Origin of the sequence: Pedobacter sp. KACC 23697 (genome assembly GCF_045348445.1) — a bacterium.
Lineage (GTDB): Bacteria > Bacteroidota > Bacteroidia > Sphingobacteriales > Sphingobacteriaceae > Pedobacter.
In genome coordinates, this window is record NZ_CP157485.1 from 1,539,346 (window position 1) to 1,556,289 (window position 16,944).

Annotated in this window: 14 protein-coding genes; 11 read left to right on the forward strand and 3 right to left on the reverse strand. The window is 37.1% G+C overall.

Translation table 11 applies throughout. The features are described 5' to 3' along the window. The first annotated feature begins 28 nt into the window (after positions 1-28). From ABEG20_RS05865 to ABEG20_RS05890, 6 genes are all read left to right on the forward strand, one after another. A complete protein-coding gene (locus ABEG20_RS05865) occupies positions 29-2,011 on the forward strand; it encodes a sialate O-acetylesterase (protein ID WP_406826455.1) in 1,983 nt (660 codons plus the stop codon). Between the two features lie 171 nt (positions 2,012-2,182). Next, positions 2,183-4,693: a beta-L-arabinofuranosidase domain-containing protein gene (locus ABEG20_RS05870; protein WP_406826456.1), complete on the forward strand. Its 2,511-nt coding sequence runs from the start codon at positions 2,183-2,185 to the stop codon at positions 4,691-4,693. A 73-nt stretch (positions 4,694-4,766) separates the two neighbouring features. Further along, positions 4,767-5,630, forward strand: coding sequence for an OmpA family protein (locus tag ABEG20_RS05875; protein ID WP_406826457.1), 864 nt, complete (start codon positions 4,767-4,769; stop codon positions 5,628-5,630). 295 nt (positions 5,631-5,925) lie between these two features. Then, positions 5,926-6,057 carry a hypothetical protein gene (locus ABEG20_RS05880; protein WP_406826458.1) on the forward strand — a complete coding sequence of 44 codons (132 nt, stop codon included), beginning with the start codon at positions 5,926-5,928 and terminating at the stop codon, positions 6,055-6,057. Next, positions 6,047-6,367: a hypothetical protein gene (locus tag ABEG20_RS05885; protein WP_406826459.1), complete on the forward strand. Its 321-nt coding sequence runs from the start codon at positions 6,047-6,049 to the stop codon at positions 6,365-6,367. Before ABEG20_RS05880 ends, ABEG20_RS05885 begins: the two co-directional genes overlap by 11 nt. 584 nt (positions 6,368-6,951) lie before the next feature. After that, positions 6,952-7,179, forward strand: coding sequence for a hypothetical protein (locus ABEG20_RS05890; protein ID WP_406826460.1), 228 nt, complete (start codon positions 6,952-6,954; stop codon positions 7,177-7,179). Between the two features lie 29 nt (positions 7,180-7,208). On the opposite strand, the gene ABEG20_RS05895 is transcribed toward ABEG20_RS05890, so the two are convergent. After that, entirely contained in the window at positions 7,209-8,978 is a 1,770-nt protein-coding gene (locus ABEG20_RS05895; protein ID WP_406826461.1) for an ATP-binding protein, read from the reverse strand. Between the two features lie 355 nt (positions 8,979-9,333). Between ABEG20_RS05895 and ABEG20_RS05900 the strand changes: the two genes are divergently transcribed. The 5 genes from ABEG20_RS05900 (at position 9,334) to ABEG20_RS05920 (ending at position 14,778) form a co-directional block, all read left to right on the forward strand. Then, positions 9,334-9,963 (forward strand): Crp/Fnr family transcriptional regulator, encoded by a 630-nt coding sequence (locus ABEG20_RS05900; protein ID WP_406826462.1) that lies wholly within the window; start codon positions 9,334-9,336, stop codon positions 9,961-9,963. 449 nt (positions 9,964-10,412) lie between these two features. Then, a complete protein-coding gene (locus ABEG20_RS05905; protein WP_406826463.1) occupies positions 10,413-10,982 on the forward strand; it encodes a UbiX family flavin prenyltransferase in 570 nt (189 codons plus the stop codon). 140 nt (positions 10,983-11,122) lie between these two features. Continuing rightward, entirely contained in the window at positions 11,123-12,445 is a 1,323-nt protein-coding gene (gene mtaB, locus ABEG20_RS05910; RefSeq protein ID WP_406826464.1) for a tRNA (N(6)-L-threonylcarbamoyladenosine(37)-C(2))-methylthiotransferase MtaB, read from the forward strand. Between the two features lie 335 nt (positions 12,446-12,780). Continuing rightward, on the forward strand, positions 12,781-13,932 hold the full coding sequence (locus ABEG20_RS05915; protein WP_406826465.1) for a prolipoprotein diacylglyceryl transferase: 1,152 nt from the start codon (positions 12,781-12,783) through the stop codon (positions 13,930-13,932). A gap of 57 nt (positions 13,933-13,989) precedes the next feature. Then, the gene (locus tag ABEG20_RS05920) at positions 13,990-14,778 is read left to right on the forward strand and encodes an inositol monophosphatase family protein (protein ID WP_406826466.1); all 789 of its coding nucleotides are present in this window, start codon (positions 13,990-13,992) and stop codon (positions 14,776-14,778) included. Between the two features lie 147 nt (positions 14,779-14,925). Here the strand turns inward: ABEG20_RS05920 and ABEG20_RS05925 are convergent, their stop codons facing one another. Beyond that, positions 14,926-15,477 carry a NifU family protein gene (locus tag ABEG20_RS05925; protein WP_406826467.1) on the reverse strand — a complete coding sequence of 184 codons (552 nt, stop codon included), beginning with the start codon at positions 15,475-15,477 and terminating at the stop codon, positions 14,926-14,928. 87 nt (positions 15,478-15,564) lie between these two features. Then, the gene (gene purB / locus ABEG20_RS05930; RefSeq protein ID WP_406826468.1) at positions 15,565-16,911 is read right to left on the reverse strand and encodes an adenylosuccinate lyase; all 1,347 of its coding nucleotides are present in this window, start codon (positions 16,909-16,911) and stop codon (positions 15,565-15,567) included. Positions 16,912-16,944: the final 33 nt, after the last annotated feature.

The window sequence follows — 16,944 nt, forward strand, 5'->3', positions numbered from 1 at the left end:
TTTCTAATCATCTAAAACAGGTTAAAATATGAGCACCCATAGGTTAAATACCCTACTTCTCATTGTGGCATTACTTTTCATATCACCATTTACACAGGCTAAAATTTTGTTGCCTTCAGTTTTTGGCAATAATATGGTTTTACAGCAGAAAACAAAAGCCGCAATTTGGGGCAAAGCAGATGCAGGTAAAGCCGTTAAAGTGATGGTTTCCTGGAATAAAATTAATTATGGTACAATTGCCGATGCCAATGGTAATTGGAAACTTAAGGTGGCAACACCAGGTTACGGAGGTCCGTATACCATCACCATATCAGATGGAGAACCGTTAATACTCAATAACGTATTAATTGGCGATGTGTGGATCTGCTCCGGGCAGTCGAACATGGAAATGCCACTGGCAGGCTGGGGCAAAATCCTCAATAGTGAAAAAGAAATTGCAGCAGCCAATTATCCCAATATCCGTTTATTGCAGGCAGAACATGTTACCAGTAATTTTCCACTTAACGATGCCAAAGTAGCCAATGGCGGTTGGCAGGAGTGTAGCCCCCAATATATTGCTGGATTTTCTTCTGCCGCATACTTTTTTGCCCGCGAAGTGTATGAAAAAACCAAAATTCCAATCGGCCTGATCCACACTTCGTGGGGAGGAACAGTTGCAGAGGCCTGGACGAGTGCCGAATCACTAAAAAAGATGGCAGATTTTTCTGCAGCAGTTGATCAGATACAGAAAATGGCTAAGAATCCATCTGCAATTTCTTATGAGGAGAAATTGTTAAATTGGGTTAAAATCACTACAGATAAAGATTCAGGGAATCAGAATGGAACCATGAAATGGGCATTACCTGAAAGTGGTAATTGGAAAAATATGACTTTGCCAACCTTATGGGAAAATGATGCACTTAAAGATTTCGACGGTGTAGTATGGTTTACAAAAAAGGTTACCATCCCGGAAAACTGGAAAACTGAAGGAACAAAACTTAATTTGGGTACTATTGACGATAACGACATTACTTTTGTTAATGGTGTAAAAGTTGGGAAAACAACAGGTTATAATTTAGAAAGAAAATATACCTTATCTTCCAGTGTGCTAAAAACAGGCGAAAATGTGATTAGTGTCAGGGTTTTTGATAGTGGCGGAGGCGGAGGATTGTATGGTAACGGAAACGATTTAAATTTGACAAATGGCACTGAAAAAATTTCTTTAGCCGGCGAATGGAAATATAAAATAGGTTTAGATTTCAAAAATATTGCGCAAAAGCCATACGAAGAAAATGGCCCCAACAGACCAACAGTTTTGTATAATGCCATGATCCATCCTTATCATCAATTCTCTATAAAGGGGGGTATATGGTATCAGGGAGAATCTAATGCCGATAGGGCTTATCAATATCGCATGTTGTTTCCAACCATGATAAAAGACTGGCGACAGAAATGGGGGCAGGGCGATTTTCCTTTCTATTTTGTACAATTGGCTAATTATATGCAGATTGATCATACGCCATCAGCGTCTGCATGGGCAGAGCTAAGAGAGGCACAGCAAAAAACACTTGCTTTACCAAATACAGGAATGGCAACCATTATTGATATTGGTGATGCTAAAGATATCCATCCTAAAAATAAACAGGAGGTAGGTAGAAGATTGGCATTAATTGCTTTAGCTAAAACATATGGCCAAAAAATAAATTATTCCGGACCCGTTTATCAATCAAATAAAATTGAAGGTAAACAGATAATTTTAACGTTTGGTAATAGCGAAAATGGAATAAAAACCGCAGATGGTGCAGCGCCTGCAGGTTTTGCAATTGCTGGTGCAGATAAGAAATTTTATTGGGCAAAAGCAAGTATAAAGGGAAACCAGATTATCGTTAGTAGTGATCAGGTAGCCAATCCTGTAGCTGTTCGTTATGCATGGGGAAACAATCCGGTCTGTAACCTCGTGAGTAATGATGGCCTGCCAGCTTCACCATTTAGAACAGATAGCTGGCAGGGGATTACCTTTGGCAAAAAATAGATTTTAAACAAACCTTTTAAACAACTCCAATAACCTATAAGGTATGATTTGTTGGGGTTTGTATTTGGTTATTGGTGACTTAATGGGTTAGAATTATTTTACTAAATCGTTTTATCATTCGGTTATATTTGTTAGTTTTACTTTAATAAGTAGCTAACCAATAAACCTTTTATGAAAAGAATAATAACCCTTTTATGTACCCTGCTGCCAGGTTTATCCATCCAATACTTACAGGCCCAAAGTCTAACCGGGTTTAATAAGGCACCCTTAAAAGAGCACGTTTATGTGCAACTGCCCATAGGCAGTATTAAAGCCAGAGGGTGGTTGTTAAAGCAACTGGAACAACAAAGAGATGGGGCAACAGGTATGGCCGAAGAGTTGTACCCGGAAAAAGATAACCTGGGTAAAAATACCGATTGGCTCGGCGGTGATGGGAATAGCTGGGAGCGCGTACCCTATTATGTTAAAGGTTTGATTGCATTGGCCTATACTTTAGATGACCCTGTGCTAAAAGCTAAAGCGCAAAAATATATCGATTGGACTTTAAACAATCAACAAGCTAACGGATTATTTGGCCCACCGAATATGAAAGACTGGTGGCCGCGCATGCCAATGATGTATGCTTTGCAAAGCTACTATGAGGCCACCAATGATAAAAGGGTTATCCCATTCCTCTCAAAATATTTTAAATACGAACTTGATAACCTTGATGCAAATCCTTTAAGCGAATGGGCCAAAGCCAGAGCCGGCGATAACATGGAAATTGCCATTTGGCTCTACAATAAAACCGGCGAAAAGGATTTATTAAAACTGGTAGAAAAGTTAAAACAACAGGCCTACCCATGGATTGATATTTATACCAACAACGGATTTTACTTTTTCGGAGACGATTTTCAACCAAAACATATGGTTAATGTAGCTCAGGCACTAAAATTCCCCGTAGTTTATGCACAGATTCAGGATCTTCCTGTTAACCTTCAAGCTTTTTCTAAGGGCATTGCCCATATCATGCACGACCATGGTCAGCCAGAGGGTTTAGGTTCCGGAACTGAATTTCTGGCAGGTACCAGCAGCATAGAAGGCGTAGAAACCTGTACCGTGGTAGAATGGATGCAGAGTTTAGAAACAGCAGCCAAGGTTATTCACGAGGTAAAAATTGGCGATCAGTTGGAAAAAGTGGCTTTTAATGCGTTGCCTGCTCAGTTTAGCCGAGATTTTAAAAACCATTCTTATTATACTTTACCCAACCAGGTGCAGAGTATTCATGGCGAGCATGGATTTAATCAGGATTATAGTACAGGTATTGTTTCCAGTCCTTACTCAGGCTTTGGCTGCTGCCGCTATAACATGCACATGGGCTGGCCTTATTTTGTAAAAAATAGTGTGGTGGCTACACCAGAGAAAGGTTTGGCAGTAATTACCTATGGCCCAATGGAAATTGAGACTATAGTTGCTGAAAACAAAAAAGTTAAAATTACTGAAGAAACCGATTATCCTTTCGGAGAACAGATCAGGCTAAACGTAGAACTTGCTGCTCCTGTATCTTTTCCGTTGATTTTAAGGATTCCAGCCTGGAGCGTAAAACCCAGCATTAAGTTAAATGGCGTTATTTTAAAAGGTGTAAAAGCCGGGGAAATGTTTACCATAACCCGCAAATGGGAGAACAAGGATCAATTAGAACTTAACTTTCCGATGCAGGTTACCACCAATACACAGGTCAACAATTCTGTAAGTGTAGAACGTGGTCCTATTGTTTATGCATTAGAAATTAAGGCAGTAAATAAGCTAACGAAAACGCATGCTGTTGCAGGCTTTACAGATTATGAAATCCATCCACAGTCGGCATGGAATTATGGCTTAATGATCGATAAGACTGATTTAAGAAAGGTTGATTTGCTTAAATCGAAGATGCCGGAGAATCCTTTTATAGCGGCAGATGCGCCGCTTAAAATAAAGTTGCCGGCAAAAAAGATTCCATCGTGGGGCTTGGATTATAACAAGATTGCAGCTTTTGATGTGCCATATGGCCCAGTTGCCTCAACAGAAAAGCCTGAAGAAATTATCCTGGTTCCATACGGATCGGAAAATATCCGTTTAAGTTGCTTTCCAGTTATCGGTGAGCCTAAAATGGTCAATAAAACTTTGGTCGAAAACTTTGATCGTGGAATGGCCGGCAACTGGGTTTTTTATGGTGGAGGCTGGTTTTGGAAAGATGGCCGGATGAACGTCTCTTCAAATCCTGGATCTGGTGGTTATGGTATTAATGGATCTAAATATGTGGCTAATGGTACAGAATTTAAAGACTTTATTTACCAGGCTGATGTTAAAATCAATACCAAAGGAGATGCCGGTTTAATGTTCAGGGTGGCCAAACCTGCCATAGGGCCTGATGCCTACCAAGGTTATTACGTAGGTTTGGATCAACTCCATGGAGCCATCGTGTTTGGAAAAGCCAACGGGCAGAAATGGACGGAAATAAGTTCAGAAAAATATCCTGTTGAAATGGATAAAACATACACTTTAAAGATAGCAGCCAGAGGTACTGAATTTGATGTTTTTATAAACGGATCTGCTAAACCTGTGCTTTCAGCATCAGATAATCAATATCAATCTGGTAGTATAGGATTAAGAACATATAAAGCCATGGCGAGCTTCGATTCGGTAAAAATTAACAGCTTTTAACATCCGTTCATCGCCATCTAAAACTTTGCGGCAAGAAATTTGCTGATGCAGTAATAACAAATAAAGTAATATTATGAAATTATACAAATCAATTCCCATAATGCTCTTTACCCTGGCACTTGCTGCAGGATGTGTAAGCAATAAAAAATATGCCGAACTTCAGGATACTTATTCGAAGTTAAGAGAGAGAAATCAGGAACTCAGCAATAAATACCAGGATAGTCAGCGTGAACTAAGCGGAAGTACCAGCAGGGTTAAAAGTTTAGAAGAACAGATTGCATCTGAAAAAGCCAATGTAACAGCATTACAAGATGCGTTAAACAAATGTTTAAATTCCAGTAGCCAGGGAAATGTTAATATTTCAAAACTGGTTGATGAAATTAACAGCTCGAATAAATACATCAAACAACTGGTTAACGCAAAAAATAAAAGCGATTCGCTTAATATGGTGTTAACGAATAACCTAACACGTTCATTAAGCCGCGAAGAATTGGGTGATGTTGACGTACAGGTACTTAAAGGTGTGGTATATATCTCTTTAGCCGATAATATGTTATATAAATCTGGCAGTTATGAAGTATCGGATAAAGCTGGCGAAACCTTGAGCAAGATTGCCAAGATCATTAAAGATTACGATACTTATGATGTATTGATAGAAGGTAATACGGATAACGTGCCTATTTCGCAACCCAATATCCGCAACAACTGGGATCTAAGTGCCCTGCGGGCTTCATCTGTAGTGCAGGTGTTGCAGAACAAGTATGCTGTAGATCCTAAACGTTTAACCGCTGGTGGACGTGGGGAGTTTAACCCGATTGCTGATAATGCAACCGCAGGTGGAAAAGCAAAAAACAGGCGTACACAGATTATCATCACCCCTAAATTAGACCAATTCATGGATCTGATTGGGAAAGCACCTGAACAATCTCAAAAATAGCGATTAAATAATAGCATGTAAAGGGTTGGAATTAATTTTTCGACCCTTTTTTATTGGCAATACATTTCTTTTGATAATTAAATAAAAAATATATCCTGATAACCAGACTTCTATGACTGTTCTAAACATTTAATAAATGTATATTTGTTTATATCGGTAATACAATTACTTCTTTTCTCTCGCTGATGTACCATTATAGTATCCGCTAATTTTATTGGATGAGTACTTCTTATTCCAACCACCGAATTGTTTAAGCAATGATGATTGGTCTTAGCTAACAGTAAACATTTATTTTATGAGTAGAGACAAAAAGAAAGAGGCCAGTGTAAGTAAAAAGGCACCCTCAGATTATCAATCGGGAAAAGGCAAAACGGCAAAAGCAGAAATTGATCCCTTAGCCAAAAAAACAGGTAAAAATGGCAAATAACGATCAGAAAGTTCAGGCAAAAGTTTTTTTATACGAATTGAATAACACCAGGCACGAATATGGTTTTTCGGCAAAAGAAGAATGGACATTGGATTTAGCGACAAATACGCAGAGAAAAGATCTTGAGAACAGATATTATCCTATTTTATCATTAACTGTAGCGCCTGAAAATATTATGGCTATGCTCGATCTTTTAGAAGAAAAGCTTGAATGTGCGGTTAACAATATTAAAGATCGTCTAGGTCAAAAGAAAATTTCAAAAGAATCAACCCATTTATTGGCTTATTGCGCTGCCAGGTTAAAATATTAAAACTTGGCCAATATTAGAATTGCTTCATGTATTGGGGGATCTTAGTGCCTATGATATTAAGATCCCCATATGCTTGGGAAAGATGATTTTCCTGTTAAATTAAGTGGACAATTCATGCAAAATTAGGAAATACTCATCATTTGCATTGTTCACTCAAGCAAGCAGTAATCTGGTTCAGTGTCGTACATCCAGTGGAGCTCACAGTTGACTTTAGTACCTCATCATTTACACTTAATTTGTTGCCAGATAACTTCGGTAGGTTTCTTCAGATCATCAGACAATTTTTTCTGTGTTGCTCGGAGTTGGCGTGAGGTTTTTCATAGTAGGGATAATTAATGCAGTGCATAAGATCGGCTTATTTTTATCAAAACATATTTTTTATTGTAGTGACAGGTTGTAGAACAGTTTTTTGTGGAAAAAATATAGTTAAATATTTTTATTCATGTGGAGTTGCTTATTTGCTTGCATTAATTCGTTTTAGTAACAAAAACTGTATCACACGTAAATTAAAATTACGCAAAAAACAGATTTGTGTATTTTTAATTATACGTAAATTAATTATAATTGTCCGTTATTTATAAAAAATGAATTCTGCAATGGTAGCGAATAGGAAAGGAGATGTTATCCAGATTGACTTTGAAAATGGGCAGGGGATCATTGTTGATGAAAACGAACAGGATATTCATTTTCAATTAGATAATGTATCTGATCAAATTACTTTAAATTCGAAAATAGTTTTTGAAATCGAGTTGCAAGCTCACGGTTTGATGGCTGTTAATGTTCAGTTAGCAAACGGAATAAATGAAGGTTAGTTCATTTGTCTGGTAATCAGCATGTTGCGTTATTGTGGCTCATTGGAAAAAGGTAGGCTGAAATAAAATGTAGATCCTTTTCCTAATTTACTTTCTACCCATATTTTTCCCTTATGCCTTTCAATTACTTCGGCGCAAATATATAGCCCGACTCCAAATCCTGCAATTGTTTTGGTATCAGGGCTCTCTACCCGATAAAAACGGTCAAAAAGTCGGGGTATATCATTTTCTCTGATGCCCATACCTTCATCTTCTACACTTACAACCAGATCATCCTTTTGTATTTCGCATTTTATGGCAATTAGAGATTCTTTTTTAGAGTATTTCGCTGCGTTTCCAATCAGGTTACTTATAACATTGCCAATTTTTTCCATATCTGCGTACACGTATAATTCTTCCGGACCAATTACCTGGATAAAATGGCTTGGCGAAACCATTCTGCTTTCCTCCGTAATGGTTTTAACCAATTCGATAAAATTAAAATTGGTCTTGTTCAATAATATTTTGCCGGATTCCAGTAGGGAAATATTTAAAAAACCATCTATCATTAACGACATTTTCTTTAATTGAACATTTATCTTATCAAGTATCTGAGCATGAAGGCTATTATCTGTTTCTTTAAGTTTATGTTGTAAAAGCTGTACATATGCACTTAAAGAGGTTAAAGGAGTTTTAAGCTCATGACTTACCATACCAATAAAATCATTTTTTCTTATTTCATCCTGTTTGTGCTCAGTAATATCCAAAACAGCTCCTGCTATATAAATAGCTTTTCCATCTTCGTTGTAATAAGCCTTTCCTGCAGTTCTTATCCACTTGCGCTTTGCAGTTATACCCTTCAAATTAATCTGATATTCGATATTAAAGGCATTCCGGTGGTGTAAAGCACGTATTATACCTCTGGTAAGATGCCCGATATCTTCGGGATAGATCATAGATTTGGCTTCCTCAATATCCAATCGGTTATTTTCAAGTTCGTAGATCTGTTGTGCCCTTTCTGATAGCAGTATTTGTTTGTGCGCCAAGTCGATATTCCATGAGCCCATTTCTGAAGCATCCATAGCTATCTTCAAAATATCTTTAGCTTTAAGTAATTCCTTTTTAAAGTTTACCTGCTCGGTAATATCCTTTATCATCACTAAAATTCTGGTTACTTCGTTTTTATCATTTTTTAAAGGTTCGTAAAGGGCGATAAAATAACCATCTGAAACTGCTGTAGAGAGTTTTAACTCATTGATCGTTAAAGGCTGTTTACTTTTAAAAATATCCTTTATACGTTTTACATGTGATTGTTGTATTTCAAACTCCGGTCGTACCTCTTCTAAAGGTATTCCGATAACTTCTTTTCTACTTTTGCCCCAGATTTTTAATATGTTATCATTAGCATACTCTGTAATCAGTTCTGTACCTTTTAACACACACATGCCTAAAGGTGCCTGTTCAAAAAATCCCCTAAAACGGGTTTCACTTTCTGAAAGTTCAAATAAAATATGCTCCAGGTCATTCTCGTCCATTGGAATTTCCCTTAACGAGCAAATGAGGTATTCAACCGGGCGATCGCTTTGTAATACCGGAGAAAATTCCAATTCCCATTTTACCTTTGGTGAATTTGAATAAATAGGATGAATGACCAGTTGCTGCTTGTCTTTAAGTTGACTCACTTTTTGAACTGTTTTAATCAAAATAGCTTTTTCAGTATCAGATAAGAGGTTAGGGATAATGTCGATATCATTGAATTTTGATTTTCCGCCCACACGCGTTATTAAAGCCTGGTAAGCATCATTATGTTCTACGACCACTAGTATTGGCTTTATTTTAAAAATGACTACCGGGCTTGTAGAATGTTTTAGTAATGCCTTTAAAAATGGTGAAGCTAAATCTATCATAAAATCAAAGATGACACTTTCCCAAATATAACCGTTAAACAATTAATTCCAACTGATTGATAAGGAATTTATAATATTTATCATACATTATGGTATAGATTATAAGATGATTGATTTTTTTTGAAAGCTGATATTTCATTTTCAATTAGAAATACTGCACGGGTTCTTAACAAAACATTTTCAAGAAACGGATGTTTAAAAAATGATAGTAAATATTTCGCTTGTTCTTCTTTAGAACTTTAGTAGCAGTTGCACAACAGATCAGATCATGAATCCCGAATATAACTATAATACCCAAGAAAAATGGTTGCCCTTTGATGGTTTTTCGCCGCTAATTACCCTTTTTAAATCTTTTCATGATTTAAGTCCGGAGATGGAATCTATCATCAATAAGGAAACTTTTCCTGTTAAATTTAAAAAGAATAAATTTATTTCATCGCCATTACATCTCAATCAGTATGTATATCTTATTATTAAGGGCATAACAAGGGGATATATTAAAGATGATAGTAAAGAGATTACCATCTGGATTGCGAAAGAAAACGAGTTTATAGGAAATGTGAGTAACATTTGGAACACAAACTACTTTTTAGAAGAGTATATACAAGCCTTAGAAGATGTGGTGGCTATTGCTGTTCCACACGCCATGTCAAAACGCTTATATTTAAATTATCATATTGCCAATTACATCGGCAGGGAAGTGGCTCAGCTTCACTACTTAAAAGCTTGTGAGGGAGCATTTATTTCGAGGTTACAATCAGCAGAAAAAAGATATATCCGCTTTATTAAGTCTTACCCTAAATTAATTGAAAGGGTTCCATTAAAATATATTGCTTCGTTTTTGTGTATGCGGCTGGAAACATTAAGCCGAATCAGATCGAAACTGGCCACCTCATGAGATAACCTATAGCTGTAAGTTTTAAAAATATACTTATAAGTTAAAAAAAGATGGATATGATGTTAGGCCAATATCAAAAAAATGTAAATTTAAGTGTGTAGTGGGTGAACAAAAGTCAGGAGTTAACGCATTCTTTGTCAATATAGACTGATTTGTAATACAAAATTCTTCTTGTTTTTACTTAAAAAAGCATCTTTTTATGTGGTAAAAAAGTTTTTGGTTATTTTTATTGAAAATTATTAATCTGATAATCAGTTCCTTGTGGTTAATTTTAGCGCTAATGACCTGTTTTGAGAGATTTAACGTTTCTCGTTTATATTTTTTTAAAAAATTATATATATTTGTTCTTACCCTTTCGAGGGTATGTTTTTCATAGGTAGATGTAGGGTCAGAACATTGTTCTGGCCCTTTTTTGTTTTAATGGATTTAGATAAACTATTTTTGTGGTTATGATGAAAAAGAAAGTAATTGTTGCGGTTACAGGTGCCAGTGGTTCTATATATGCGAAGGTTTTGTTTGATCAGTTGTTAAAATTAAAAGACCAGACTGAGGCCGTTGGTGTAGTAATGAGCGATAATGCAAAAGCAGTTTGGCAGTTTGAGCTGGGAAACCAGGATTATGACCATTTTAAAGAATTTACTTTTTATAATAAAAATGATTTTAATGCGCCATTTGCGTCAGGATCAGCAAAATACGATACGATGATTATTATCCCCTGCTCCATGGGAACTTTGGGTAGGGTAGCGCATGGAATATCTAATGATTTGATTTCAAGAGCGGCAGATGTGGTGTTAAAAGAACGTAGAAAATTAATCGCTGTGGTAAGAGATACCCCATTTAGTCTGATTCACATTAACAATATGAAAACGGTTACTGAAGCCGGAGGGATCATTTGTCCAGCTAATCCATCTTTTTACAGTTTGCCTCAAACCATAGAAGAAATTGCCGGAACAGTAGTGAGTAGGGTCTTGGACTTGGCTGGTTTCGAGCAGGAAAGTTACCGGTGGCAGGAGAAATAGTTTTCAGTTTGTAATTCGCAGTTTGTGGTCAGCTGAAAACTTAAAATTGGCAACTGCTTTGTTAATAGACTGTAATTTACCTTTAATCTCGAACCTCATATCTCAATACTCAAATCTATTTTCATATCTTTGCAGCTTCCATGAAAAAGGTCGCATTTTATACATTAGGTTGTAAACTCAATTTCTCTGAAACTTCAACCATCGGTCGTTTATTTACCGATGCTGGCTATGCCGTTGTAGAATTTCAGGACCAGGCTGATGTTTACGTAATCAATACCTGCTCTGTTACGGAGCATGCTGATAAAAAATGCCGTAAAGTTGTTAAAGAAGCTTTAAAGTATTCACCAAATGCCTTTGTAACTATTGTTGGTTGTTATGCCCAGTTAAAACCACAGGAAATTGCCGAAATAGAAGGCGTTGACATGGTTTTAGGTGCAGCAGAAAAATTCAGAATTGTTGAATATATCACTGATTTAACCAAACAGCCAAAAGCACTTGTTCATCAACAAAATATAGAAAAAGTTAACCACAACTTCATTGCTTCCTATTCTATTGGCGATAGAACGCGTACTTTTTTAAAAGTACAGGATGGTTGCGATTATCCCTGCACTTATTGTACCATTCCGCTGGCGCGCGGTGCAAGCCGTAGCGATACCATCGAAAATGTAGTAAACCGTGCAAAAATGATTGCAGAAAGCGGTGTGAAAGAAATTGTATTAACCGGTGTAAATCTTGGTGATTTCGGAATCAGAAATGGGCAGCGGGAAGACAAATTTTTTGATTTGGTTAAAGCTTTGGATGAAGTAGCAGGAATTGAAAGAATCCGGATATCGTCTATCGAACCTAATTTGTTAAGCAACGAAATTATAGAATTTGTATCAACTTCAAAAAGGTTTGTTCCACATTTTCATATTCCTTTACAATCTGGCTCTGATAAAATTTTAGGCTTAATGCGCCGTCGTTACCGCAGTGATTTATATGTGGAGCGTGTAGCTAAAATCAAAGAAGTCATGCCAAACTGCTGTATTGGTGTCGATGTAATTGTAGGTTTTCCTGGCGAAACGAAAGAGGATTTCCTGGATACTTATCAGTTTTTAAACCAGCTTGATATTTCTTATCTACATGTATTTACTTACTCTGAGCGCGAATTAACTGCTGCTGCTGAAATGAAAGGTGTTGTGGCCGGCAGTGAACGGAATGAGCGTAGTAAAATGCTTCATATCTTATCTGATAAAAAACGGAGGGCTTTCTACGAATCACAAATTGGTGCTGAAGGCGAAGTACTTTTCGAAGCAGATCAGAAATCAGGTTACATGCACGGTTTTACCAAAAACTATGTAAAAGTACGCGCCAAATACGATCCGGTTATGGTAAATGAATTAAAGGCGGTTAAGCTTTTAGCAATCACTGCCGATGGAGAAGTAGAAGTGGCCGAACTGGAAAACACTTACGCGCACCATTAGTTTAGTCCTTAGTCTTGAGTCCTTAGTCCTAAGTCCTGAGTCCTGAGTCTGAAATTTTCAGTCAAATATCTTTTACTGTCATTCTGAACGCAGTGAAGAATCTTTTAAATGGACGATGTAAAAGATAAGATTTATGAATCCTTAATCTCTTAGCTTCGGTCTTCGGACATCTGATTTTCTGACTTCGGTCTTTCCGCTTTAGTCTTTCAGCTTCGGTCGTTCCGCTTTGGTCTTTCCGCTTTCGTCTTCGGACATCTGACTTTCTGACTTCGGACTTTCCGCTTTAATCTTTCAGCTTTGGTCTTTCTTTCCTATCTTCGCAACAAAATATTTGTATGTTTCCTACCGTTTCACATTTTTTAGAATACCTGTTCGGCATTAATTTACCGCTTCCATTTAATACATTTGGTGTTTTTGTCGCACTTGCATTTGTTGCGGGTTACTGGGCATTTACCAAAGAGCTTAAACGTAAAGAGGCATTGGGCATACTCCATCCGGTTAAAAAAACGATTGTAATTGGCAAGCCTGCTACGACATCAGAACTGATTATGAACGGGCTTTTCGGCTTTGTTATCGGTTATAAACTCATTTATGCTTTATTAAACTATCAGCTTTTCGTAAGTGATGCACAATCGGTTTTAATGTCGGCCAAAGGAAATATCATTGGTGGTTTGTTTTTTGCCGGTTTATTTGCTTATTGGGATTATACCGAAAAAAATAAGCACAAATTAGATAAACCAAAAGAAACGCAGGTAACCATTCACCCCTACCAAACCATGAGTAACCTGATTGTGTGGGCGGCTATCTGGGGCTTTTTAGGAGCTAAATTTTTTGATAATCTAGAGTATTGGGATGATTTTGTTCAACATCCTATAGAGCGTTTATTATCCTTTAGCGGTTTAACTTTTTACGGGGGCTTAATCTGCGGCGGTGCAGCTGTACTAATTATTGCGAAGAGAAACGGCATTAAGCCTTTACATATGCTTGATGTAGGCGGACCAGGTATGATGCTGGCGTATGCTGTTGGGCGTATTGGCTGTCATATGGCAGGTGATGGCGATTGGGGCATTGTGAACTCCAACCCAAAGCCGTTCTCCTGGCTGCCAGATTGGTTGTGGTCTTACAAATATCCCAACAATGTGGTAGGTGAGGGGATTCCAATTCCGGGCTGTACTGGAAAGTTTTGTAACGAATTGGCACAAGGTGTATACCCAACACCACTTTACGAAGTCATTATCTGTCTCATACTTTTTGCCTTTCTATGGCGCATCAGGGATAAAATAAAAGCACCCGGTTTAATGTTTGGTATTTACATGATCTTAAATGGCGTTGAACGTTTCTGTATCGAGTTAATCCGTGTAAATTCCAAATACCATGTTTTTGGTTTATCTTTTACGCAGGCAGAAATGATTTCAACGTTCCTTGTTGTAGGTGGAATTGCATTAAGTGCTTATGCGCTAAGGAATAAGAACCAACTGGCCCGTTAAATACCCTAAAAATTCATTTAAAACCCAACAACAGCCTTACGTTATTGTTAAATAGTTATGAATTACGAATTATTATGCAATAAAGTGATCTCGATTGTTAAGCTAACCGGAAATTTTATCCGTAAAGAAGCTATGCAGTTTGATGTTCAGAAAATAGAATACAAAGGATTAAATGATATGGTTTCTTATGTTGATAAAACAGCAGAGCAGAAGCTTGTTCAAAATCTGGAAAAATTAATTCCCGATGCAGGTTTTATCACTGAAGAAAAAACCATTAACCGCACCGGGAAAACCTATACCTGGATCATTGATCCCTTAGATGGTACAACCAACTTTATCCATGGCATTCCGGCCTATGGCATTAGTGTAGCGCTTTATGAAGATGGAATACCTGTAATAGGTGTGGTTTATGAATTAAATAGGGGAGAAATGTTTTATTCGTATAAAGGCGGACCGGCCCTGATGAATAAAAAAGAAATTAAAGTTTCCGTTAATCCTGATTTAAAATCAAGCCTTTTGGCTACAGGTTTCCCATATTATCAGTTTGATAAACAGGAGAAATACTTGAAATTACTGGCCGAAATGATGCAGAAAAGCCACGGAGTACGTAGAATTGGTGCAGCGGCAATAGATTTGGTATATACGGCTTGTGGACGTTTTGACGCCTTTTTTGAATATAACCTGCAACAATGGGATTTTGCAGCCGGATGTTTTATCGTTCAGCAGGCAGGAGGAGAGGTGTATGATTTCGCTGGAGGCAAGGATTACTTTGAGAAAAGAGAAATATTGGCTACCAATGGAAAACTTACCGCTGAGATGTTGACTGCGATTAGGCAGTATTTTTAGTAGAAGTATCATGCTGAACTTATTTCAGCATCCTTCTGTATTAAGCCCTGAAATAAATTCAGGGTTACGTCTGGTTTATAATAAAAAAGGTCGCGATTCTCATCGCGACCTTTTACTATATATACTTACTATGAAAAATGCACAATTTTAAAGTGCTTCAGAAACTACGTCTGTAACCTCTGGCACCATTCTTTGTAACAGGTTTTGAATTCCTGATTTAAGCGTAATGGTAGAAGACGGGCAACCACTGCATGAGCCACGTAACTCTACAGTAACTACACCTTCATCAAAAGATTTGTATGTAATTGCACCACCATCCTGTTCAACGGCTGGACGAACATAATCGTGCAAAATCTGTTGAATTTTAATTTCAGTTTCCGTACCTTCAAATGTAGGCGCTTCTTCAGCAGCAGCTTCTTTAATCTTTAATTCAGATTCTACCGCACCCTTCACAAATTCTTTCAGAATGGCTTCAATGTCTCCCCAGTCTGCATCATCTGTTTTGGTAATGGTAACAAAATTACTGGCGAAAAAAACGCCGGAAACAAAGTTGAACTTAAATAACTCTTTAGCAAAAGGCGAATGTTCAGCACTCTCTTTAGTCGCAAAATCCTCACTACCGTTTATTAACAGTTTGTTTACCATGAATTTCATGGTAGCTGGATTTGGAGTCTGTTCTGTATATACGTTAATCGTCATGTCTTAATCAATTTGAATAAACAAAATTAACAATTACTCATTAATAAAAGCTTTGCCGGCTGTCTGCTTAACGTCAATTTAATTTAACTAAAAAACGCCGGTGTAATTAAATGGTGTAATGGTTCTTAATTGTACTTTTATCGTTTCCGAAACTGCTAAACCTTCAATAAATTCAGCAATACTAGCTGCATTGATTTTAGTATTTGTTCTGGTTAATTCTTTCAGGGCTTCGTAAGGGTTAGGATAGTTCTCTCTTCTTAAAACAGTTTGAATAGCTTCAGCAACCACGGCCCAGTTCTCATCTAAATCTGCATGTAATGCAGCTTCATTTAATAAAATCTTGTTTAAACCACGCAAGGTAGCATTTATGGCAATTAATGTATGCCCAAAAGGAACACCAACATTTCTCAAAACGGTAGAATCTGTTAAATCTCTCTGTAAACGCGAAATGGGTAATTTAGCAGCAAAGAACTCGAAAAGGGCATTTGCAATGCCTGCGTTTCCTTCAGCATTTTCAAAATCGATCGGGTTAACCTTATGTGGCATTGCTGATGAACCGATCTCTCCGGCTTTGATCTTCTGTTTGAAATAGTTTTTTGAAATATAAGTCCAGATATCTCTATCCAAATCGATAATGATATTGTTGATTCGTTTTAATGCATCACACTGTGCTGCAAACTGATCATAATGTTCAATCTGCGTAGTATGTTGTGCACGTGATAAACCTAATGTTTCATTTACAAACTGATTCGAAAAATTAACCCAGTTTACCTGAGGGTAAGCAATGTGGTGCGCGTTGAAATTGCCGGTTGCACCACCGAATTTGGCACTGTTTGGGATATTCTTTAAACTTTTTACCTGAATGGACAAACGCTCAGCGAAAACCAAGAACTCTTTACCTAACTTGGTAGGAGAGGCCGGCTGTCCGTGCGTATGTGCCAACATCGGAATATCTTTCCATTCTGTTGCCAAAGCATTAATTTTTTCGATTAAGGAATCAATAGCCGGATAATAACTTTCATTTAATGCCAGTTTAATGGAATAGGGAATAGCCGTATTATTGATGTCCTGAGAGGTTAAACCAAAATGGATAAACTCTTTATAGTCCTGAAGAGATAAGGCATCGAATTTATTTTTGATAAAATATTCTACTGCTTTAACATCATGATTAGTTACTTTTTCAGTTTCTTTAATTTCTAAAGCATCAGTCTCTGAGAAATTTTCATGGATTTTGCGTAATTCAGCATAAAGATTTCGATCAAAATTTGCTAAGCCTGGCAAGTTGATTTCGCAAAGCGCTATAAAATATTCGATTTCTACAAAAACACGATATTTGATTAAGGCTTCTTCAGAAAAGTAAGCGGCTAAACCTTCTGTAGTTTTTCTGTAACGGCCATCAACAGGTGAAATAGCTTGTAGTGATGTTAAATTCATTATGCGGATTATATTTTTGCCGCAAATTTACTA